Origin of the sequence: Pseudomonas sp. MWU12-3103b (assembly GCF_023100615.1) — a bacterium.
Classification (GTDB): domain Bacteria; phylum Pseudomonadota; class Gammaproteobacteria; order Pseudomonadales; family Pseudomonadaceae; genus Aquipseudomonas; species Aquipseudomonas putida_A.
In genome coordinates this window covers 240,093-258,548 of sequence record NZ_JALMEY010000007.1, presented here as the reverse complement: position 1 = coordinate 258,548, position 18,456 = coordinate 240,093, and the positions used below count along the sequence as shown (strand labels likewise).

The window sequence follows — 18,456 nt, the reverse complement described above, 5'->3', positions numbered from 1 at the left end:
GTCACTTATAGAGTGAAAAGCCCTGTGACAAGCTTTCTATACTGCACGCCCCGCTGATCTTGCAGGCAGGGTCCTGCATGACGTGTCTGCCCACGAAGCAGGCGCGGTGTCGGTAAGCTGAGGCCTATCGGTCGAGGCTTCGACACACGGTGGTCATATCCAATAACAAGACGAGGTTGTATCCCTATGCCAGTCGGCAATCACCTGCCCCATGGCGAGACCGCTCACGGCGGCCCGCTTAAACGCGAACTCGGCGAACGGCATATTCGCCTGATGGCACTCGGTGCCTGTATCGGCGTCGGCCTGTTTCTCGGCTCGGCCAAGGCCATTGAAATGGCCGGCCCGGCGATTATGCTCTCCTACATTCTCGGCGGCCTGGCGATCCTGGTGATCATGCGCGCCCTCGGCGAGATGGCCGTGCACAACCCGGTGGCCGGTTCGTTCAGCCGCTATGCCCAGGACTACCTCGGCCCGCTCGCGGGCTTTCTCACCGGCTGGAACTACTGGTTCCTGTGGCTGGTGACCTGCGTCGCGGAAATCACCGCCGTCGCCGTGTACATGGGCATCTGGTTCCCCGATGTACCGCGCTGGATCTGGGCCCTCGCGGCGCTGATCAGCATGGGCTCGATCAACCTCATCGCGGTAAAAGCCTTCGGTGAATTCGAGTTCTGGTTCGCCCTGATCAAGATCGTCACCATCATCGCCATGGTCATCGGCGGCGTCGGCATCATTGCTTTCGGTTTCGGCAACGACGGCGTGGCGCTGGGGATTTCCAACCTGTGGGCCCACGGCGGCTTCATGCCCAACGGCGTGACCGGTGTGCTGATGTCCCTGCAAATGGTCATGTTCGCCTATCTCGGTGTCGAGATGATTGGCCTGACCGCCGGTGAAGCGAAGAACCCGCAGAAGACCATTCCCGATGCGATCGGCTCGGTGTTCTGGCGCATTCTGCTGTTCTACGTCGGCGCGCTGTTCGTGATCCTGTCGATCTACCCGTGGAACGAAATCGGCACCCAGGGCAGCCCGTTCGTGATGACCTTCGAGCGTCTGGGCATCAAGACCGCCGCCGGCATCATCAACTTCGTGGTGATCACTGCGGCGCTGTCGTCGTGCAACGGCGGCATCTTCAGCACCGGGCGCATGCTCTACAGCCTGGCGCAGAACGGCCAGGCCCCGGCCGGTTTCGCCAAGACCTCCAACGGCGTGCCGCGTCGGGCATTGCTCTTGTCGATTTTCGCGCTGCTGATCGGCGTGCTGCTCAACTACCTGGTGCCGGAGAAAGTCTTCGTCTGGGTGACCTCGATCGCCACCTTCGGCGCGATCTGGACTTGGGTGATGATCCTGCTGGCGCAACTGAAATTCCGCAAAGGCCTGAGCGCCAGCGAACGTGCCGGCCTGAAATACAAGATGTGGTTGTACCCGGTCAGCTCTTACTTCGCGCTGGCGTTTCTGGTGCTGGTGGTCGGCCTGATGGCGTACTTCCCGGACACCCGCGTGGCGCTATATGTGGGGCCGGTGTTCCTGGTGCTGCTGACCGTGTTGTTCTACGTGTTCAAGCTGCAGCCGACCGGTGAAACGCAGGGTGCGGTGCGTTCGGCCACTTGATGTAGCGCGATAGCAAAAGCAAAAGATCGCAGCCTGCGGCAGCTCCTACATGGGACATGTATTCACCTTGTAGGAGCTGCCGCAGGCTGCGATCTTTTGCCGTTTTACCGCCGGTCTGAAAGAGCGATACAAACCCAGAAGCAAGGCTCAAACCTGTATCACTCAGCAATCCCGCGCGGCAGTGAACCGAGGCGCGCACATGAGAACGAGCGCATTTCTCCAACGAGAACTCAGTCAGCGTCAGGTCGCGCTGTTTTTCCTGCTGGCTACCGCGTTGTACGTCCTGCCCCTGATCCTCGCCGACTTTCCCTACATCGACGATAACTGGCGCACGCTGGCCGCCGGCAATGCCTGGGCCGGGCAGGGGCGATTGTTTGCCGACTGGTTTTATCAAGCGCTGACGTTCACCGGCGCCGCGCCGAACATCTTTCCGTTGCCGCTGTTGCTCGCCGTCGTAGCGATGAGTCTGGCCCTGACGCGCCTGACCTTTCACTACTTTACAGAACCGACGCTGGCCTGCTGTCTGGTGCCGTTGCCGCTCTGGTATAACCCGTTCCTGCTGCAGAATCTGTCCTATCAATACGACGGCCCGATCATGGCCCTGAGCATGGTCGCGGCGATCTACGCCATCACATTCGAAGGTTCATCGCGGGTGCAGCGCTGGCTGGTGCCGGCGGCGTTGCTGGCGCTGGCAATCGGTCTTTATCAGATCAGCTTCAATGTGTTTCTCGGGCTGTGTTGTGTCGAGTTGATCAGGGCTGTTCAGCGGCGAACGCAGTGGCCGGAGATTCTGCGGATGCTGGGCTGGAAACTCGCACAAGCGGGCCTGGGCATCCTGATCTACAGCGCCACGGCGTACCCATTCATGGAAACGTTGCGAAAAACGGATCTGTTGAGCCTGGACGCCGATCCGCTGTTGCAGATCGGCATCAATTTCGCTCGGGTCCTGGAGAAAGTCGCGCTGCTGTTTCACGGCGGCTACCCGTGGGTTTTCGCTGCGCTGGTGTTGTGTGCGATCGCTGGCAGTGTGCGCCTGATTCAGTACCGCCAGAACCGTTGGTCAACCCTGTTGCTGTGCTTGCTGACGCTGCCAGTGCTGGTCTTGCTGGTGCCGGGGATCACGCTGCTGTTCCGTGATTTCAATGAGGGCGCGCGCACCCTGATGGGGTTCGGCGTGTTGTTGCTGGGGTTGTTCTATCTGTCTCACGTTGCGTTGGCATCCGCGCACCGTCGCTTGCCCTTGCTGCTGATCATTGCGCTGCTGGCGACTCTCTCGCTGTCCTTCGCGTATGGCCGGGTGCTGAGTCTGCAGAAAACCTTCGCCAACAGCGCGCTGTACAGCCTGAGCCACGACATCGCCGCCCATCGCGAGTTGCGTGAAGCCAAGCGGATCTATCTCTCGGTGAGCTACTCCGAGCGCTGGCTGGCCAGTGCGACCGGTTCATTCAAACGGCTACCGGTTCTGAAGTATTTGCTCAACGTCGACTACTTCATGCTCGCGGAAAATCTGCCGTCAGCAGGCATTACCAACGTGGTCGCCGAACGCGAGCGGCGCAATGCCACCCGCGTCGGCTATCAGGGGTTTCCAGCGCTGGTGGACAGCCTGTATTACCGGATTTACCTGATTGGCGATTACGGTTTCATCGTCATGAAAGAGCCGCCGCCTCACCGCCTGCTCAGTTGGTGACGACGCTCAGGCTGCCGCCACTTCCTGCGGCTCAAAACTGTCCGCCCGCGCCATCTGCCACATCCGCGAATAGAACTCGCCATTCACCTCACCCGTGAGCAATTCCCCCGGTTTCAGAAACACATGCAGCTGCGAAAACAGTTTGATCTCGGTTGCCGACATGCGGCGCACCAGGTGCTTGGCCGACAGTTGCGACGGATGCTCAAGGCCTGCGGCGGCGAGCATTTCTGCCAGCGCCTTGAGCGTGTTGCGGTGGAAGTTGTAGACGCGCTGGGCCTTGTCCGGGACGACGAGGGCGCGTTGGCGCAGAGCGTCCTGGGTGGCGACGCCGGTCGGGCATTTGTTGGTGTGGCAGCTTTGCGACTGGATGCAGCCGATGGCGAACATGAAACCGCGTGCCGAGTTGGCCCAGTCGGCGCCGATGGCCAGGACGCTGGCGATGTCGAAGGCGCTGACGATCTTGCCGCTGGCGCCGAGTTTGATCTTGTCGCGCAGGTTCAGGCCGACCAGGGTGTTGTGCACGAACAACAGGCCTTCGCGCATCGGCACGCCGATGTGGTCGGTGAACTCCACGGGCGCTGCGCCGGTGCCACCTTCCTTGCCGTCGACCACGATAAAGTCCGGCAGGATGCCGGTTTCCAGCATCGCCTTGGCGATGCCCATGAACTCCCACGGATGCCCGAGGCAGAACTTGAAGCCCACCGGTTTGCCGCCGGACAGTTCACGCAGTTGCTGGATGAAATGCATCATTTCGATTGGCGTGGAAAACGCGCTGTGGCGTGACGGCGAGATGCAGTCTTCGCCCATCATGATGCCGCGGGTGTCGGCGATTTCCTGGGTCACCTTGTGTTTTGGCAAGATCCCGCCGTGGCCCGGTTTGGCGCCCTGGCTCATCTTGATTTCGATCATCCGCACCTGCGGGTTCTGCGCCTGGGTGGCAAAGCGCTCCGGGTCGAAACGGCCGTCGCTGGTGCGGCAGCCGAAGTAGCCGCTGCCCAGTTCCCAGGTCAGGTCGCCGCCGTGTTCCCGGTGATACGGGCTGATGCTGCCTTCGCCGGTGTCGTGGGCGAAGTTGCCGAGCTTGGCGCCCTGATTCAGCGCGCGGATGGCGTTGGCGCTGAGCGAGCCGAAGCTCATCGCCGAGATGTTGAACACCGAGGCCGAATACGGCTGGGTGCACTGCGGGCCGCCGACGGTGACGCGGAAACCGCTCGGGTCGCTCAACGGCGCCGGGCGCATCGAGTGGCCGATGAATTCGAAGCCCGATTGATACACGTCGATCAGCGTGCCGAAGGGTTTGTCGGCGCTTTCATTTTTCGCCCGTGAATAGACCAGCGAACGCTGGGCGCGGGAGAAGGGCAGGGCGTCGCTGTCGGATTCCAGCAGGTACTGGCGGATCTCCGGGCGGATGCCTTCGACCAGATAGCGGATGTTGCCCAGGATCGGGTAGTTGCGGCGCACCGCGTGCGGGCTCTGCAGCAGGTCGAACAGACCAAGCAGGCTCAGCACGCCGGTGACGGCGGTGATCGGCCATAGCCAGTCGTGTTCGAGAAAGGGCAGGCTGGCGAGGGTGAAAATCACGCAGACGGCAAAGAAGGCGTAGCGGCTCAGGAGTGACAGGCTCATACGGTTTCCTTGGTTCGGACTCAATGGTTTGCAAACCTGTGGCAGCAGGCGGGCCTGTTGATGAGATTTATTGTGGTGAGGGGATTTATCCCCGATGGGTGGCGAAGCCGCCCCAAAACCATTCACTGCGGTTTAACTGAAAGACCGCATGCGTAGACTTGGGGCTGCTGCGCAGCCCATCGGGGATGAATCCCCTCACCACAGAGAATCTGTCGACACAGGAAAGCATTTCCACGCGTTATCAGGCGTTCTGCGCCTGGAGAAAAATCGAAAACAGCTCCGACTGGGATTTGATCCCCAGCTTGCTGTACATGTGTTTCTTATGGACTTTCACGGTTTCTACGGAGATTTCCAGCTTACGGGCGATTTCTTTACTGGAGCAACCGCTGAGCATCAAACGCCCGACATCCAGCTCCCGGGCGGTCAGTTGCGCACCCTTGAGTTGTTGCACCGAGGCTTCCAGTTGCACCCGCCAGTCGGCCGCAGCTGGCGCGGCAGCGAGGGCCACGGTCTGGTTGATCTCGTACGGCAGGCGCTGACGCAACAGGCCCAGCACCCACGGCTGGATCAAAGACAGCAAAGCGATCTGTTCGCCAGTGAAACGTTTTTCACTGCCCAGCGACAGGCACAACGTGCGCTCGCCTTCGAGTTGGCAATTGAACTGGATTTCGTCGGCGACCACATTCAGACGAAAGTATCGCTGGTAATACTCGGTCAGCTCGAAATGCTCCGGCGCCACCTCGGACAGGCGATACAACCCGGTGCGCGACTGCTCGCGGCAGGCGATGTAGAACGGGTCGAGCAGGTACAAGCCGCGCAGATAATCCTGAAACAGCGGGTCGGGACTGCCGTCCTCGCCGGGGCATTCGGCGAAGACCTGCGGGTGCTGATCGGCACTGAACAGCAGCACCACCCAACTATCGAACGCCACGTACTGGTCGAGCAGGCGCACCAGTTGCGCCCAGAAATTCGGCTTGTCCAGCGCGTCGATCAGTTGCCCGACGGCGCGGTGCCAGGTGATGTCATCAAACGAAACGGTCATGGATCTACCCCTATCGGGTTACCCCGGCCGCGTGATTCCCTGGCCGGTTGCTTGCTGCGCATACTGGCCCACAGACAGCCACCGGGCAATCTTTCAGCGCCCGGCCATGACCATAAGGACTCGCGATGAAAGTCGAACTCGCCCAACTGGCGGGCCGTGACAAAGACACGGCGTACAACCTCGAACGTGCCCTCGCGGCGATTGCCGCATGCGCGGCCGACACGCAATTGATCGTGTTCCCGGAAACCCACCTGATGGGCTTCCCGAGCGCCGACACCGTGGCGCAGATCGCCGAGCCGCAGGATGGCCAGACCGTCCGCGCGGTGCTGGCCGCCGCCCGCGAGCGCAATATCGCTGTGGTGATCGGCATGGCCGAAAGCGACAACGGGCGCTTCTACAACACCACGCTGCTGATCACCCCGGAAGGCATCGCGCTGAAATATCGCAAAACCCACCTCTGGGCTTCGGATCGCGGCGTGTTCGAGGCGGGCGACCGCTATGCCACTTGCGAGTGGAACGGTGTGCGCGTCGGCCTGCTGATCTGCTACGACATCGAGTTCCCCGAATCCGCCCGCGCACTGGCGCAACTGGGGGCCGAATTGCTGATCGTGACCAACGGCAACATGGACCCGTACGCCCCGACTCACCGTACCGCGATCATGGCCCGCGCCCAGGAAAACCAGGCGTTTGCGCTGATGGTCAACCGCGTCGAGGCCGGGGATGACGGTTTGATGTTTGCCGGCGGCAGTGCGCTGGTGGATCCGCTGGGGGAATTGCTGTTCGAAGCGGGGCGGGAAGAGGGGCAGTTCAGCGTCGAGCTGGATTTCGACCGGTTGGAGGTTGCGCGCAAGGATTACCGCTACCTGGATGATCAGCGTTTGAAACTGCCGGGGGAGGTGGTGGAGCACGCTTCTGGATTGCGTGAGTTGCTGATTCCTGCGCGCTGATCCGGGTTCTGTGTCGGTCGGGCTGACGCCTTCGCGAGCAAGCTCGCTCCCACAGGGGAGCGCGGTCACTGTGGGAGCGAGCTTGCTCGCGAAGAGACCAGTCCAGACAACACACCTGCTTGATCCAAAAAACAACAAAGCCACACCCGAAATATTCGCCGAACTCGGCTCTGCCATAAATCCAATAACATTCGGAGTAAGTCGCCCATGGCTCGTTTGCAACGCACCCTGTCATTAGGGTCGGTGGTGCTGTTCGGCATCGCCTACATGACGCCGATCATTGTCCTCGGCACTTTCGGCATCCTCGCGCAATCCACCGCCGGCATGGTCCCGGCCGCGTATCTGGCGGCACTGGTGGCGATGTTCTTCACCGCCATGAGCTACGGGCGCATGGCCGCCGCGTTCCCGGTCGCCGGTTCCGCCTACAGCTACGTGCGCAAGGCGATCAGCCCCAAGCTCGGCTTCATCGCCGGTTGGGCGGTGCTGCTCGATTATCTGTTCTTGCCGATGGCGATCTGGCTGATCGGCGCGGCGTACCTCGCTTCGGCGTTCCCGTCGATCCCGCAGTGGATCTGGGTACTGGCGTTCATCGGCATCACCAGCGCGATCAACATCATCGGTTTGAAACTGGCCAACGGCATCAACGCCTTGCTGATGCTGGTGCAATTTCTGGTGCTGATCGCCTTCGTCGCGCTGTGCGTGCACTACGTCGGCGGCGATGCGCGCACGCCGTTGTGGTCGATCAAACCGTTTTTCAACGGCGACATGCAGATGCCGCTGATCATGAGTGGCGCGGCTATCGCCTGTTATTCGTTCCTCGGTTTCGACGCGGTCAGCACGCTGACCGAAGAGACCCGCGACCCACGCCGCACCATTCCACGGGCGATCATGTTGATTACGCTGATTGGCGGGCTGATCTTCGTCGGGGTGTCGTACTTTGTGCAGATCGCACATCCGTCGTTTGAATTCGACAGCGTCGACTCGGCGGCCTATGAAATTGCGCGCAACATCGGCGGCGATCTGTTCGTCTCGATCTTCCTCATTGGCTTGATCGTCGGCCAGTTCGCCTCGGGGTTGTCAGCCCAGGCCAGCGGTTCGCGTCTGCTGTTTGCGATGGGCCGCGACGGCGTGTTGCCAAAATCGTTTTTCGGCGCCTTGCATGCGCGCTTCGGCACACCGGTCAACAGCATCCTGCTGTGTGCAGTGGTGGCGTTGCTGGCGCTGAAACTCGACGTGACCACGTCCACTTCGTTCATCAACTTCGGCGCGTTCCTGGCGTTCAGTCTGGTCAACCTGTCGGTGATCTTTCATTACTGGATCGGCGGCGAGAAAAAGGGCCCGCGTGAGCTGGTGCTGTTTCTGATCTTCCCGTTCATCGGGCTGGTGGCGGACTTGTGGCTGATGGTCAGCCTGGATCACCTGGCGGTGTATCTGGGCCTGAGCTGGCTGGCGATTGGCGTGGTGTATCTGGCGGTGCTCACGGGCGGCTTTCGTCGTCAGCCGCCGGAGATGGATTTTCAAGAAGCGACCTGAGGCACCTCAGGCTGCGGGTCGGCTCTGGCGCATCGGTAACTCGACGCGAAAGGTTGTGCCCACGCCCGGTTCGCTGCGGACTGAAATGTCGCCACCGTGTTTTTTCACGATGCCGTAAGACAGGGACAGGCCCAGCCCGGTGCCCTGACCGACCGGTTTGGTGGTGAAAAACGGATCGAAGATTTTCTGCAGGATGTCCGGCGCGATCCCCGCGCCGGTATCCGCGACTTCCACCCAGGCCGTGTCTTGCTGCTGCCCGGTACGCAAAGTGATGGTGCCGCGCTCGGGCCCCATGGCCTGCGCCGCGTTGACCACCAGGTTCATGATCACCTGATTGATTTGTGACGGCAGGCACTCGATGTCCGGCAGCGGCTGATATTCCTTGATCACGTCGGCCTTGTACTTGAGTTCGCTGGCGACGATGTTCAGCGTCGAGTCGATGCCTTGTTGCAGATTGGCCCACTGCCATTGCTGATGGGTATCGACCCGGGAGAAATCTTTCAGATCCTTGACGATCTGTCCGACCCGGCCAATGCCTTCCTTGGATTCGCGGATCAACACCGGAATGTCTTCGAGCAGAAAATCCAGATCGGCGTCTTTGCGCAGTTGCTCAAGTCGGGCCACGGATTCGCTGTCTGGAGTGGGGCCCAGCGTCTGCCAGGCATCGAGTACGCTCAACAATTGGTTGAAGTAGCCGTCGAGGGTGCCGAGGTTGGAGGAGATAAAGCCGATCGGGTTATTGATTTCATGGGCCACGCCGGCTGCCATTTGCCCCAATGAAGCAAGCTTTTCCGACTGCACCAACTGACTTTCCAGTTGCTTGCGTTCATCTATTTCGCGCTGCAGTTCTTCGCTGGCCTGCTTGAACTGCGCGGTACGCTGATCCACCAGATGTTCCAGGTGATGCATCTGCAACGAGGCCCGTTCGGTCATCTGCCATTTGGTCAGCAGGGTGTTGGCCATCTGCTGCACTTCGATGTTGTCGAACGGCTTTTTCAGGATCAGTAACCGGTCATGCGCCTGCAGACGTTCGAGCAGTTCATCCCAGGAATAATCCGAGTAGGCGGTACACACCACCACCTGCAACAGCGGGTCTTGCTGCCATAGATGCTCGATGGTTTTTGCGCCGTCCCAGCCATCGGGCATGCGCATGTCGACGAAGGCCAGCGCGTAAGGGCGTTGTTCCTGCAAGGCCTGCATCAGTTTGCCCAGACCTTCCTCGCCGCCGTAGGCCGAGTCCAGCTCGAACGGCGGACGTTCGGCGCGAATCTGAGCGCCAAACAGTGCTGCTTCCATCTCGTCCAGTTCCACTGACTGTGCTGCCGGTGGCGCGAGGATCTTGCGGAAGTCTTCATGAATCGACGGCATGTCGTCGATCAGCAGAATGCGGCGGTTCGACAGCTCGCTCATGCGTTCTCCGTGACGCTGATCAGGGGGATCTGCAAGGTGAACAGCGCGCCTTTGCCCGGTCCGTCGCTGTGCGCGGTGAGGTGCCCGTTCATCTCGATGGCCGCCAGCGCGCAGCTGTGCAGACCGAAGCCGTGACCTTCCTTGCGGGTGGTGAAACCGTGGGCAAAGATCCGCGTCATGTTTTCCGGCGCGATGCCTTCGCCGTCGTCCCTGACGCTGATTTCGAGGAAGTTGTCATCGACGATCCTTACCGCCAGGGTCATGGTGCGGGGGCGGTTGCTGAGGTCGGACATGGCGTATTTGGCATTGCTGATGAGGTTGATCAGGATCAACAGCAAACGGTGTTTGTCGCCCATCACCTGGGGCACCTCGGCGTACTCCTTGACCACCGTGACGTGATGCCGGGTCAGGGCCCCGGCGTTCATGCGCAACGCATCTTCGAGCAGCTCGTTGATGAACAGCGGCTCGGTCATGCTGTTGGCGCCAGCGTAGGATTGCTGGGTGGCGACGATGTCCTTGATGTGATCGACGCTTTTGTTCATCTGGTTCAATTCGTCGATCATTTCCTGCTGTTCCTGGGCGATGGCTCCGACCAGTTGGTTGAGGTAACCGGGGAGCAATTTGCCCTTGGCGTCTTCGCTGAGAAAGGCGCCGAGGTCGTGCGGGTGCTCGTTGATCAGTTGCATCGCCTTGCCCAGGCCCTGGGTCTTGCTGCTGCGCAGCTTGCGCGCGATCAGATCGCTGGAAATGTTCACGCTGTTGAGCACGTTGCCGACGTTGTGCAGCACGTTGGTGGCGATTTCCGCCATGCCGGCCTGACGTGCAGCGTCGAGCAGCTCGCTCTGGGCGTTCTTGAGTTCCCGGGTGCGTTCCTCGACGCGTTGCTCGAGTGCATCGTTGGCGGTTTGCAGGGCCGTATTGACCCGATTGATCTCGGCGAAACTGCCGATCAGGCGGATGGCCAGCCACACCAGCGACAACATCAGCAGCACCGAGAACAGCAGCAGGTAGAAATGGTATTGGCGGTCGACCTGATCGACACGCTGTTGATCGCGATCGAGCATGGTGGTGATGTTGTCCAGGCGTTCGGCGACGGGAATGTTTTCGATGCTCTCGAGCAACTGATTCACCAGTGGCTGCTCGCGAGCGATCAGGCTGATGTGGTTGCTGAGGATTTTGACCGGGGTTTGAAACGCCTGCGGCAGGCGCTGTGCGTTGACGGTGAGTTTGTTCAGACCCACCTCGATGTCGGCGGCCCGGTCATCGGAGGTGACTTGAGCAAACTCCAGCGCACTGAGCAGCAGGTCGTAGGTATCGGTGGTGATGTTCTCCAACTGGGATTTATCGAAGTCCGACAGGTTGGCCAGTTGTTGCTGAATGTCGTCTTCGGCGGTGGGCAAAAACGCCAGAGAGTTGCGCAGCAAGGCGTTGTGCGATTTGAATTGTTCGACCAGCCGGGTTTTTTCCTGCATCGCTTGCAGGAAACTCTCATAGGCCTCGTTCCACTGCGTCGAATCGTTTCGACCATGCCCCGACTCTATGGCGTCGAAGCGCTCCCAGAGCCGGTTCATCTCGTTCATCGGCGACACCAGCGGATCATAGTTGTGGGTCAGCGCCACCCGCGCCTTGAGGATCTCGTTTTCCCACAGCGAATTCTGCTGTTTGATCTGCCGGATCAGATCCCGCGATTCGGTGTACGTCATGGTCTGGTCGGAGCTGGACTTGAAGTACAGAAACAGCAGGATCGAGGCCAACGCGAGGACGACCAGTGTGAGCAGCAACAGACTACGGCGACGGGAAATGTTGATCATGGCTTGCCTTCCCTTTGGCCGGTCAGGGTCTTGAGAAACAGAACAATCAGCCGTTTGTCGTCTTCGGTCGGCGTGCGTCCCAACTGATACTGGAACATCACATCCACGGCTCGTTCGAGGGTAGGCGCTGACCCGTCGTGAAAATACGGTGCGGTCAGCGCGACGTTGCGCAGGCTCGGCACTTTGAAAAATTCACGATCCGCTTCGTCTCGAGTGACGTTGAAGCGGCCCTGATCGGCCACGGTCGGGTTGCCGCGATCGGCAATGTAATCACCGAACACGCCAAACTTCTGGAACATGTTGCCGCCGATGTTCACCCCTTGGTGACAGGAGATACAGCCGTACTCCTTGAAGCGCTGATAACCGTATTTTTCGTCCAGCGTGAGGATGTCGGTATTGCCCAGCAGGTACTGATCGAAGCGTGAGTTGGGGGTCAGCAAGGTACGTTCGAAACTGGCCAGCGCCTGCTGGATGTTGGTCTTGGTCACGCCGTCCGGGTAGGTGGCGGCGAAATCGCGGCGGTAATCGGCGTCGTTGGCGATCCGCTCGACGACCGTGCTCCAGTCGCTGCCCATTTCATGGGGGCTGGTGATGACGACATTGCTCTGTTCTTCCAGCGTCTCGACGCGGCCGTCCCAGAACTGGCGGAAATTGAGGCTGGCGTTGAACACGGTCGGTGTGTTGACCGCCACCGGTTTGCCGTCGAACCCCAGCGAGAGCGCCCGGCTGTCGGCACCGTTCTTGTCCAGTTGGTGGCAACTGGCACAGGACAGTGTGTTGTTGATCGACAAGCGTGGCTCGTGGAATAAACGACGTCCCAGTTCCACGCGCCGGGCGTCCTGCTGTGGCACGGCGGGCAACGGTTTGAGCGGCTCGTCCAGCGGGTCGGCACTGGCCCCGGCGCAGAGTCCGCACAGCAGCAGCGTCATGGCGGGACGGAACAGGTTCATCGGCAATCGTCTCCTTGACTCAAGGCCGGTATCGAGGCGTTCATCGCGCCGTCCACGGTGGCGGGGCTGCGCTGGCCAGCCAGTGCGCAAAGTCGTCAGCCGGTAATGCCTTGCTGAAAAAGTAGCCCTGACCTTCTTCGCAGTCGTGGGCCTTGAGGAACGCCAGTTGCTCGGCGGTTTCGATGCCTTCGGCGATGACGTTGAGCCCCAGACTCCTGCCCAGGCTGATGATGGCGCTGACCAGTGCCGCATCGTTGCTGTCGTTGCACAGACCGCGAATGAACGACTGGTCGATCTTCAGCACATCAATCGGAAACCGGCGCAGGTAACTCAGGCTGGAATAGCCGGTGCCGAAGTCATCGATGGCCAGGCGGGTGCCCAGCGCCTTCAAACGATTGAGCGCTACCATCGTTGTTTCGACGTTCTGCATCAGCACACCTTCGGTGATCTCGATCTCCAGCCAGTCAGGGGCCAGGCCAGTCTGCTCAAGCACGCGTTCGACGCCCGCAACGAAGTCACGCTGGCGAAAATCGATGGGTGACATGTTCACCGACATGCGGATCGGCGGCAGACCGGCTGTTTGCCAGGCGCGGGTCTGACGACAGGCTTCGCCCAGTACCCATTTGCTCAGGGGAACGATCAGCCCCGTGTCTTCGGCCACTGGAATGAAATCCGCCGGGTAGATCCAGCCTTGTTCCGGTTTCTGCCAGCGCACCAGTGCTTCGGCACCGACTACGGTGCCGCTGCGCAGGTCGATTTTCGGCTGATAGTGCAGGATAAACTCGTGCTCGTGCAGAGCGCGGCGAATGCCCGACTCGATGCTGTGCTGCTCGCGGGCGTGCTGGTTCATGGCTTCGATGAAGAAGCCAACGCTGTCAGGGCCGTGCTCCTTGACGTTGCGCATCGCCGTCTCGGCTTTCTTGATCAGCTCGATGGCTTCGAGGCCGTCATCGGGGTACACGCTGATGCCGACGCTGGCGGTGACGCTGACGTCATGCCCGGCTATCGTCTGCGGCAGACGAATGGCAGCCAGCAGTTTTTCCGCGACGCCGTGGGTTTGCTGGGGATGGTTGATGTCGCCGAGGATCACCACGAACTCGTCCGAGCCATAGCGAAACACCGAGTCGGAATCACGCACGCATGACAGCAGTTGGCGGGCGGTGCGTTTGAGCATTTCATCGCCCGCTGGATGGCCCAACGCGTTGTTGATGCGCTTGAAGCGATCCAGGCCGAGAAACATCACCACCAGTTGCTTGTCATGGCGCCGGCAGACAGCCATGGCCTGGCTCAGGCGATCACCCAGCAGGGTGCTGTTGGGCAGCTCCGTGAGACTGTCGTATTGCAACAGATGCGAGACCTTGAGCAATTCGTGAACCCGCGCCTCGATGGTCTGCTCAAGGCTGAGCATCTTCAGCGCCGCGTCCTGCGCCAGTTGCCATTTCCAGGTCAGGGCGTTGGCCATCTGGCGGATTTCCAGACTGTCGAACGGCTTTTTCAGGATCAGCAACTGGTCGCCGAATTCCAGCCGTTCGGCCATCGCTTCCCAGCTGTAGTCGCTGTACGCAGTGCACAGGGCAACCTGCAGATTTGGATCGACACGCCATAGCTGCTCGATGGTTTCCAGGCCATCCCAGCCCGGTGGCATGCGCATGTCGATGAACGCCAGGGCATACGGGTTACCGCTGGCCAGCGCGTGTTTGACCAGGGCCAGGGCTTCCTGGCCCTGATAGGCGGAGTCGAGCTGGAAGGTCAGGTGCGGCGATTGGCGGGTACCGAACAGCGTCTGCTCCAACTGATGCAAGTCGACGTCGTCCTGCGCCTGCGGGGCCAGAATCTTGCGAAAGTCTTCATGAATCGCTGGCGTGTCATCGATGATCAGGATGCGCCGGTTGGTCTGGGGGAAGGCCGTTTTCATGCCTCATCCTCCTTGGGGGAGGGCGCCGCGCGGGGCACGTCCCGGAGCAGCCGGCCTGCCTGTTCGGCGCTGACCGCTTCGCTGAAATACAACCCCTGTGCGCTGGGCAGCGGTGCTTCGGCACGGGGCACATCGGGTCGATTCAGGGGTGTCTGGCCTTCGGCGATGATGCCGATGTCCAGATCCCGGGCGAAATTGACGATCGCTCGCAGGGCGTTGGCTCCGGCCACATCCTGGGACGCACTGGCGATAAAGCTCTGGGCCAGTTTGAGGTGATTGACCCGGTAGGTTTTCAGGTAATCGAACGAGGAATATTCGGTGCCGAAATCATCGATGGCAATCGCCACGCCCAGCTCACGCAGGCGTGGCAATGCATCGTTGTGGGTCCATTTGGTCTGGGCCAGCGTGGCTTCGGTGACATCGAATCGCAGGTCCCAGGGGGCGAGTTCCCAGCGTGCGGTGGTGCGCAGAACGTCGTAGATCAGTTCGGGGCCACTTTTGAGCTGTGCCAGGGAAATCTTGATCGCCATCACCGGCGGGGCGACCCCGTCATTTCGCCACAGGTGCATCTGGTGGCAGGCGTGATTCAGTACCCAGCGTCCGAGCGGAATGATCGCGCCGGTTTTCTCCGCTATCGGTACGAAAGCGGAGGCCGGCAGCAGGCCGAGGCGCGGATGTTGCCAGAGGATTTGCGCCTCCATGCCCAGAATCCTGCCGCTGTGCAGGTCAATCTCCGGTGCGTAATGCAGCAACAGTTGATTGCCCTGAAGGGCGCTGGTCAATTCGTCGACCAGGGTCATGCGTTCGGCCACTTCCCGCGAGATGTCCTCGGAGTGGAAGTGATACTGGTTGCGCCCCATTTCCTTGGCGCGGTACAGCGCCATGTCGGCCTGGCTTAGCAGGCTGTCGGCGTCGAGACTGAGCTCGCTGTAACTGCTGATGCCGATGCTCACCGAAATGTGCAACGCATTGCCGGCCAGGTTGTAGGGCGCCAGCAGCGTGTCGCGGATATTGGCCGCCATGGCGGCTGATTGGGTCGGATCGCTGACGTCCAGTTGCAGGATCGCGAATTCATCGCCGCCCAGGCGCGCCACCACGTCGCTTTCGCGCACGCCTGATTTGATGCGGCGGGCGACTTCCTGCAGCAGCAGATCGCCCACCGGGTGGCCCAAGGTGTCGTTGATCCGTTTGAAGTGGTCAAGATCCAGATAAAACACCGCAAACGGCGCGGCCCCCCGACGCGCGGCGGCGAAGGCCTGATGCAGGCGTTCGATCAGCGTGGCGCGATTGGCCAGGCCTGTCAGGCCGTCGGAGCGCGCCAACAACGCCAGTTTTTCCTCGGCCACGCGGCGCTCGGTGATGTCGAGGATGATGCCTTCGACTTCCAGCAGACGGCCGTCATCATCGCGCACCGGGATATAGCGGTTTTCCACCCAGCGCCAGGTGCCCTGGCCGGTTCTCAGGCGAAATTCGATCGACGCGCCCGACGCATGCCGATCCAGCACCCGCGCCATGGCGGCATCGACGCTGGCCTGATCGTCCGGGTGAATCAGTTCCTGCGCCCAGTTGGGCGAGCGCAGCAGGTCGGCGGCGACATGGCCGTAACGGGTGATGTTGTGGGAGATGTACATCAGGGCAAACGACGGATCGCCGCGCAGCCGGTACAGGATGGTCGGGCTGTTCTGCACAATCATGTTGGCGTCGGACAGCTCGCGGGTGCGCGCCTGAACCGCCTGTTCCAGCTGGTTCATTTTCAGCTCGGCGTCTTCGGTCATCTGCCATTTGACCGTGAGCGCGCTGGCCATCTGCCGGATCTCGATCGCGTCGAACGGCTTTTTCAGAATCAGCAAGCGGTCATTGAGTGCCAGACGCTGGTCGATGTCTTCCCAGGAATAGTCGGAATACGCCGTGCACAGCGCGACTTGCAGCTTGGGGTCGACTTGCCACAGCCGTTCGATGGTCTCCAGGCCATCCCAGCCTGGCGGCATGCGCATGTCGATGAACGCCATGGCGTAGGGGCGGTTTTCAGCCAGCGCGGCTTCGAGTTTTTCCAGCGCTTCGCGGCCCTGAAAGGCCGAGTCCAGCTCGAAATGCTGGGACGGTGTCGCGGACGGGGTGCCAAACAACAGATTCTCGGTTTCGCCCAGGCCATCGTCAGCGGGGACGAGCGGGCAGAGAATCTTGGCGAAATCGCCATGGATCGACGGGCTGTCGTCGACGATGAGCACTCGGCGATTGATCTGCGCTGTTGGCTGGTTCATGCCGCGCCGCCCATGAGGCCGCTGGCGGGTGTCATCCGGGGCATCCTTTTCCCTCGCAACTTGTCGGTTCGACCGATGGAGTATTGCGCCGTGTTCAGCATAGTCGTCCCGGCGCGACGCCGTGGCCTGTGAGCGAAGATTTGCGTGAATGCAGTCAAAAATCATCTAGCCTTGGACTCAGGCGCGGGCCAGTGAGGCGGTCGGTCGATGTGTCGTTAACCCTGTTTCTTGAGGCCAAGCCATGGAAGAGCAATCCGCCCCTTTGCCGGTACATCGACCCAAGGTGTTGCTGGTCGATGACGAGGAATCGATCCTCAACAGCCTGCGTCGTCTGCTGCGGGGACAACCCTATGACGTCCTGTTGGCGACCAGCGGTGCCCAGGCGCTGGAGATGCTGGAGCAACAGCCAGTGGACCTGGTGATGAGCGATGCGCGCATGCCGAACATGGATGGCGCCTCGTTACTGGCGCATGTCCGTCAACGCTATCCGGCAACCGTGCGCATCATGCTCACCGGTTATGCCGACCCGTCGGCAATCATCAAGGCGATCAACGACGGGCAGATTCACCGCTACATCAGCAAACCGTGGAATGACGAGGAGTTGCTGCTGATCCTGCGCCAAGCCCTCGAACATCAGCATTCCGAGCAGGAGCGCCAACGTCTGGAGCGTCTGACCCGGGTGCAGAACGACCAGCTCAAGCTGCTCAACAGCACCCTGGAAAAACACGTCGCGGCGCGTACCGCCGAGTTGCAGCAGACCGCCGATATGCTCGATCTGGCCTACGAAGAACTCAAACACAGCTATGTCACCGGCACCGAAGTGTTCTCGCTGCTGGCCAATTTGCGTCTGCCACCTGCGAAGCAGACCAATCGGCAGATCATCGAACTGGTGCGCAGCTACTGCAAACAGCACGGTCTGGACGAGGCCTCAAGCCGCGATCTGACCATGGCCGCCGCGCTGTACAACATCGGCAAACTGAGCTGGACCGACGGCATGATGACCACGCCTTCGGATCTGCTGCGTCACACCGATCGCGAGCGTTATCGCAGCTATCCGAAGCAGAGCGAATCGCTGTTGATGACGCTTGACCCGATGAAGGACGCGGCGCGCCTGATCCTGCATCACCAGGAGCGCTGGGACGGCAGCGGTTTTCCTGACCGGCTCAAGGGCGAGGCGATTCCGTTGGGGTCGCGGTTGCTGAAACTGGCAGTGGATTTCGTCGAGTTGCAACGCGGCCTGATCCTCGAACGGCATTTGAACAGCGACGAAGCGTTGCTCTATCTGCGGCAGTACGCCGGGCGTTTGTATGATCCCGAGCTGGTCGAGGATTTCATTCAGGTGTGCGCGGCATTTCTGGGCGACGTCACCCTCGCCGACCCGTCGGTCAAGGTGCTGACCACCCGGGACCTGGCAGCAGGGATGATTCTGGCGCGTAATCTCAATGCCGATAACGGCATGCTGCTGCTCAACGCCGGCAAGGTGCTCAGCGCGCTGCTGGTGGAAAAGCTGATTGCCTTCGAAGCCATGGAGGGCGGCAAATACAAGATATTCGTCAAGCTGCCCGAGGAGGATGAAACCGCGCTCAAGGCTCAGGGGGAGTGACCTATGAGGTGACTGAATCAGGCCGGGCATGGGATCCTTGCGGTTTTTCCAGGCCGGTGGCTGACC

General features: G+C 60.8%; 12 protein-coding genes. 5 read left to right on the top strand and 7 right to left on the bottom strand.

Annotation, left to right across the window (positions count from 1 at the left end; genetic code table 11):
- Positions 1-186 precede the first annotated feature (186 nt).
- Positions 187-1,605 carry an amino acid permease gene (locus tag M0808_RS13875; protein ID WP_247841484.1) on the top strand — a complete coding sequence of 473 codons (1,419 nt, stop codon included), beginning with the start codon at positions 187-189 and terminating at the stop codon, positions 1,603-1,605.
- A gap of 199 nt (positions 1,606-1,804) precedes the next feature.
- Positions 1,805-3,292: a glucosyltransferase domain-containing protein gene (locus tag M0808_RS13870; protein ID WP_247841482.1), complete on the top strand. Its 1,488-nt coding sequence runs from the start codon at positions 1,805-1,807 to the stop codon at positions 3,290-3,292.
- 6 nt (positions 3,293-3,298) lie between these two features.
- Here the strand turns inward: M0808_RS13870 and M0808_RS13865 are convergent, their stop codons facing one another.
- Complete coding sequence (locus tag M0808_RS13865) at positions 3,299-4,918, bottom strand: FMN-binding glutamate synthase family protein (RefSeq protein WP_027612095.1); 1,620 nt, start codon at positions 4,916-4,918, stop codon at positions 3,299-3,301.
- 241 nt (positions 4,919-5,159) lie between these two features.
- Positions 5,160-5,960 (bottom strand): LuxR C-terminal-related transcriptional regulator, encoded by an 801-nt coding sequence (locus tag M0808_RS13860; protein ID WP_098965425.1) that lies wholly within the window; start codon positions 5,958-5,960, stop codon positions 5,160-5,162.
- A 125-nt stretch (positions 5,961-6,085) separates the two neighbouring features.
- Between M0808_RS13860 and M0808_RS13855 the strand changes: the two genes are divergently transcribed.
- Together M0808_RS13855 and M0808_RS13850 are read left to right on the top strand one after the other, a co-directional pair.
- Positions 6,086-6,907 (top strand): carbon-nitrogen hydrolase family protein, encoded by an 822-nt coding sequence (locus tag M0808_RS13855; RefSeq protein ID WP_247841480.1) that lies wholly within the window; start codon positions 6,086-6,088, stop codon positions 6,905-6,907.
- A gap of 207 nt (positions 6,908-7,114) precedes the next feature.
- Positions 7,115-8,440, top strand: coding sequence for an APC family permease (locus M0808_RS13850; RefSeq protein WP_247841478.1), 1,326 nt, complete (start codon positions 7,115-7,117; stop codon positions 8,438-8,440).
- Between the two features lie 6 nt (positions 8,441-8,446).
- Here the strand turns inward: M0808_RS13850 and M0808_RS13845 are convergent, their stop codons facing one another.
- From M0808_RS13845 to M0808_RS13825, 5 genes are read right to left on the bottom strand one after another with little or no spacing between them, the layout of a single operon-like run.
- Positions 8,447-9,850: an ATP-binding protein gene (locus M0808_RS13845; protein WP_183783970.1), complete on the bottom strand. Its 1,404-nt coding sequence runs from the start codon at positions 9,848-9,850 to the stop codon at positions 8,447-8,449.
- Positions 9,847-11,661 (bottom strand): DAHL domain-containing protein, encoded by a 1,815-nt coding sequence (locus M0808_RS13840; RefSeq protein ID WP_202368949.1) that lies wholly within the window; start codon positions 11,659-11,661, stop codon positions 9,847-9,849. Before M0808_RS13840 ends, M0808_RS13845 begins: the two co-directional genes overlap by 4 nt.
- Positions 11,658-12,611 (bottom strand): cytochrome c peroxidase, encoded by a 954-nt coding sequence (locus M0808_RS13835; protein WP_247841477.1) that lies wholly within the window; start codon positions 12,609-12,611, stop codon positions 11,658-11,660. The genes M0808_RS13840 and M0808_RS13835 overlap by 4 nt, the downstream gene beginning before the upstream one ends.
- 40 nt (positions 12,612-12,651) lie before the next feature.
- Positions 12,652-14,526: a GGDEF and EAL domain-containing protein gene (locus M0808_RS13830; protein ID WP_247841475.1), complete on the bottom strand. Its 1,875-nt coding sequence runs from the start codon at positions 14,524-14,526 to the stop codon at positions 12,652-12,654.
- Complete coding sequence (locus M0808_RS13825; protein ID WP_223008028.1) at positions 14,523-16,787, bottom strand: EAL domain-containing protein; 2,265 nt, start codon at positions 16,785-16,787, stop codon at positions 14,523-14,525. Before M0808_RS13825 ends, M0808_RS13830 begins: the two co-directional genes overlap by 4 nt.
- A 241-nt stretch (positions 16,788-17,028) precedes the next feature.
- Between M0808_RS13825 and M0808_RS13820 the strand changes: the two genes are divergently transcribed.
- The gene (locus M0808_RS13820) at positions 17,029-18,390 is read left to right on the top strand and encodes an HD domain-containing phosphohydrolase (protein WP_247841473.1); all 1,362 of its coding nucleotides are present in this window, start codon (positions 17,029-17,031) and stop codon (positions 18,388-18,390) included.
- Positions 18,391-18,456: the final 66 nt, after the last annotated feature.

Excerpts from the sequence above, each read along its gene's own strand:
- M0808_RS13850 (WP_247841478.1), top strand. The coding sequence starts at position 7,115 with ATGGCTCGTTTGCAACGCACCCTGTCATTAGGGTCGGTGGTGCTGTTC.
- M0808_RS13860 (WP_098965425.1), bottom strand. The coding sequence starts at position 5,960 with ATGACCGTTTCGTTTGATGACATCACCTGGCACCGCGCCGTCGGGCAA.
- M0808_RS13825 (WP_223008028.1), bottom strand. The coding sequence starts at position 16,787 with ATGAACCAGCCAACAGCGCAGATCAATCGCCGAGTGCTCATCGTCGAC.
- M0808_RS13840 (WP_202368949.1), bottom strand. The coding sequence starts at position 11,661 with ATGATCAACATTTCCCGTCGCCGTAGTCTGTTGCTGCTCACACTGGTC.
- M0808_RS13865 (WP_027612095.1), bottom strand. The coding sequence starts at position 4,918 with ATGAGCCTGTCACTCCTGAGCCGCTACGCCTTCTTTGCCGTCTGCGTG.
- M0808_RS13845 (WP_183783970.1), bottom strand. The coding sequence starts at position 9,850 with ATGAGCGAGCTGTCGAACCGCCGCATTCTGCTGATCGACGACATGCCG.
- M0808_RS13835 (WP_247841477.1), bottom strand. The coding sequence starts at position 12,611 with ATGAACCTGTTCCGTCCCGCCATGACGCTGCTGCTGTGCGGACTCTGC.
- M0808_RS13820 (WP_247841473.1), top strand. The coding sequence starts at position 17,029 with ATGGAAGAGCAATCCGCCCCTTTGCCGGTACATCGACCCAAGGTGTTG.
- M0808_RS13870 (WP_247841482.1), top strand. The coding sequence starts at position 1,805 with ATGAGAACGAGCGCATTTCTCCAACGAGAACTCAGTCAGCGTCAGGTC.
- M0808_RS13875 (WP_247841484.1), top strand. The coding sequence starts at position 187 with ATGCCAGTCGGCAATCACCTGCCCCATGGCGAGACCGCTCACGGCGGC.
- M0808_RS13855 (WP_247841480.1), top strand. The coding sequence starts at position 6,086 with ATGAAAGTCGAACTCGCCCAACTGGCGGGCCGTGACAAAGACACGGCG.
- M0808_RS13830 (WP_247841475.1), bottom strand. The coding sequence starts at position 14,526 with ATGAAAACGGCCTTCCCCCAGACCAACCGGCGCATCCTGATCATCGAT.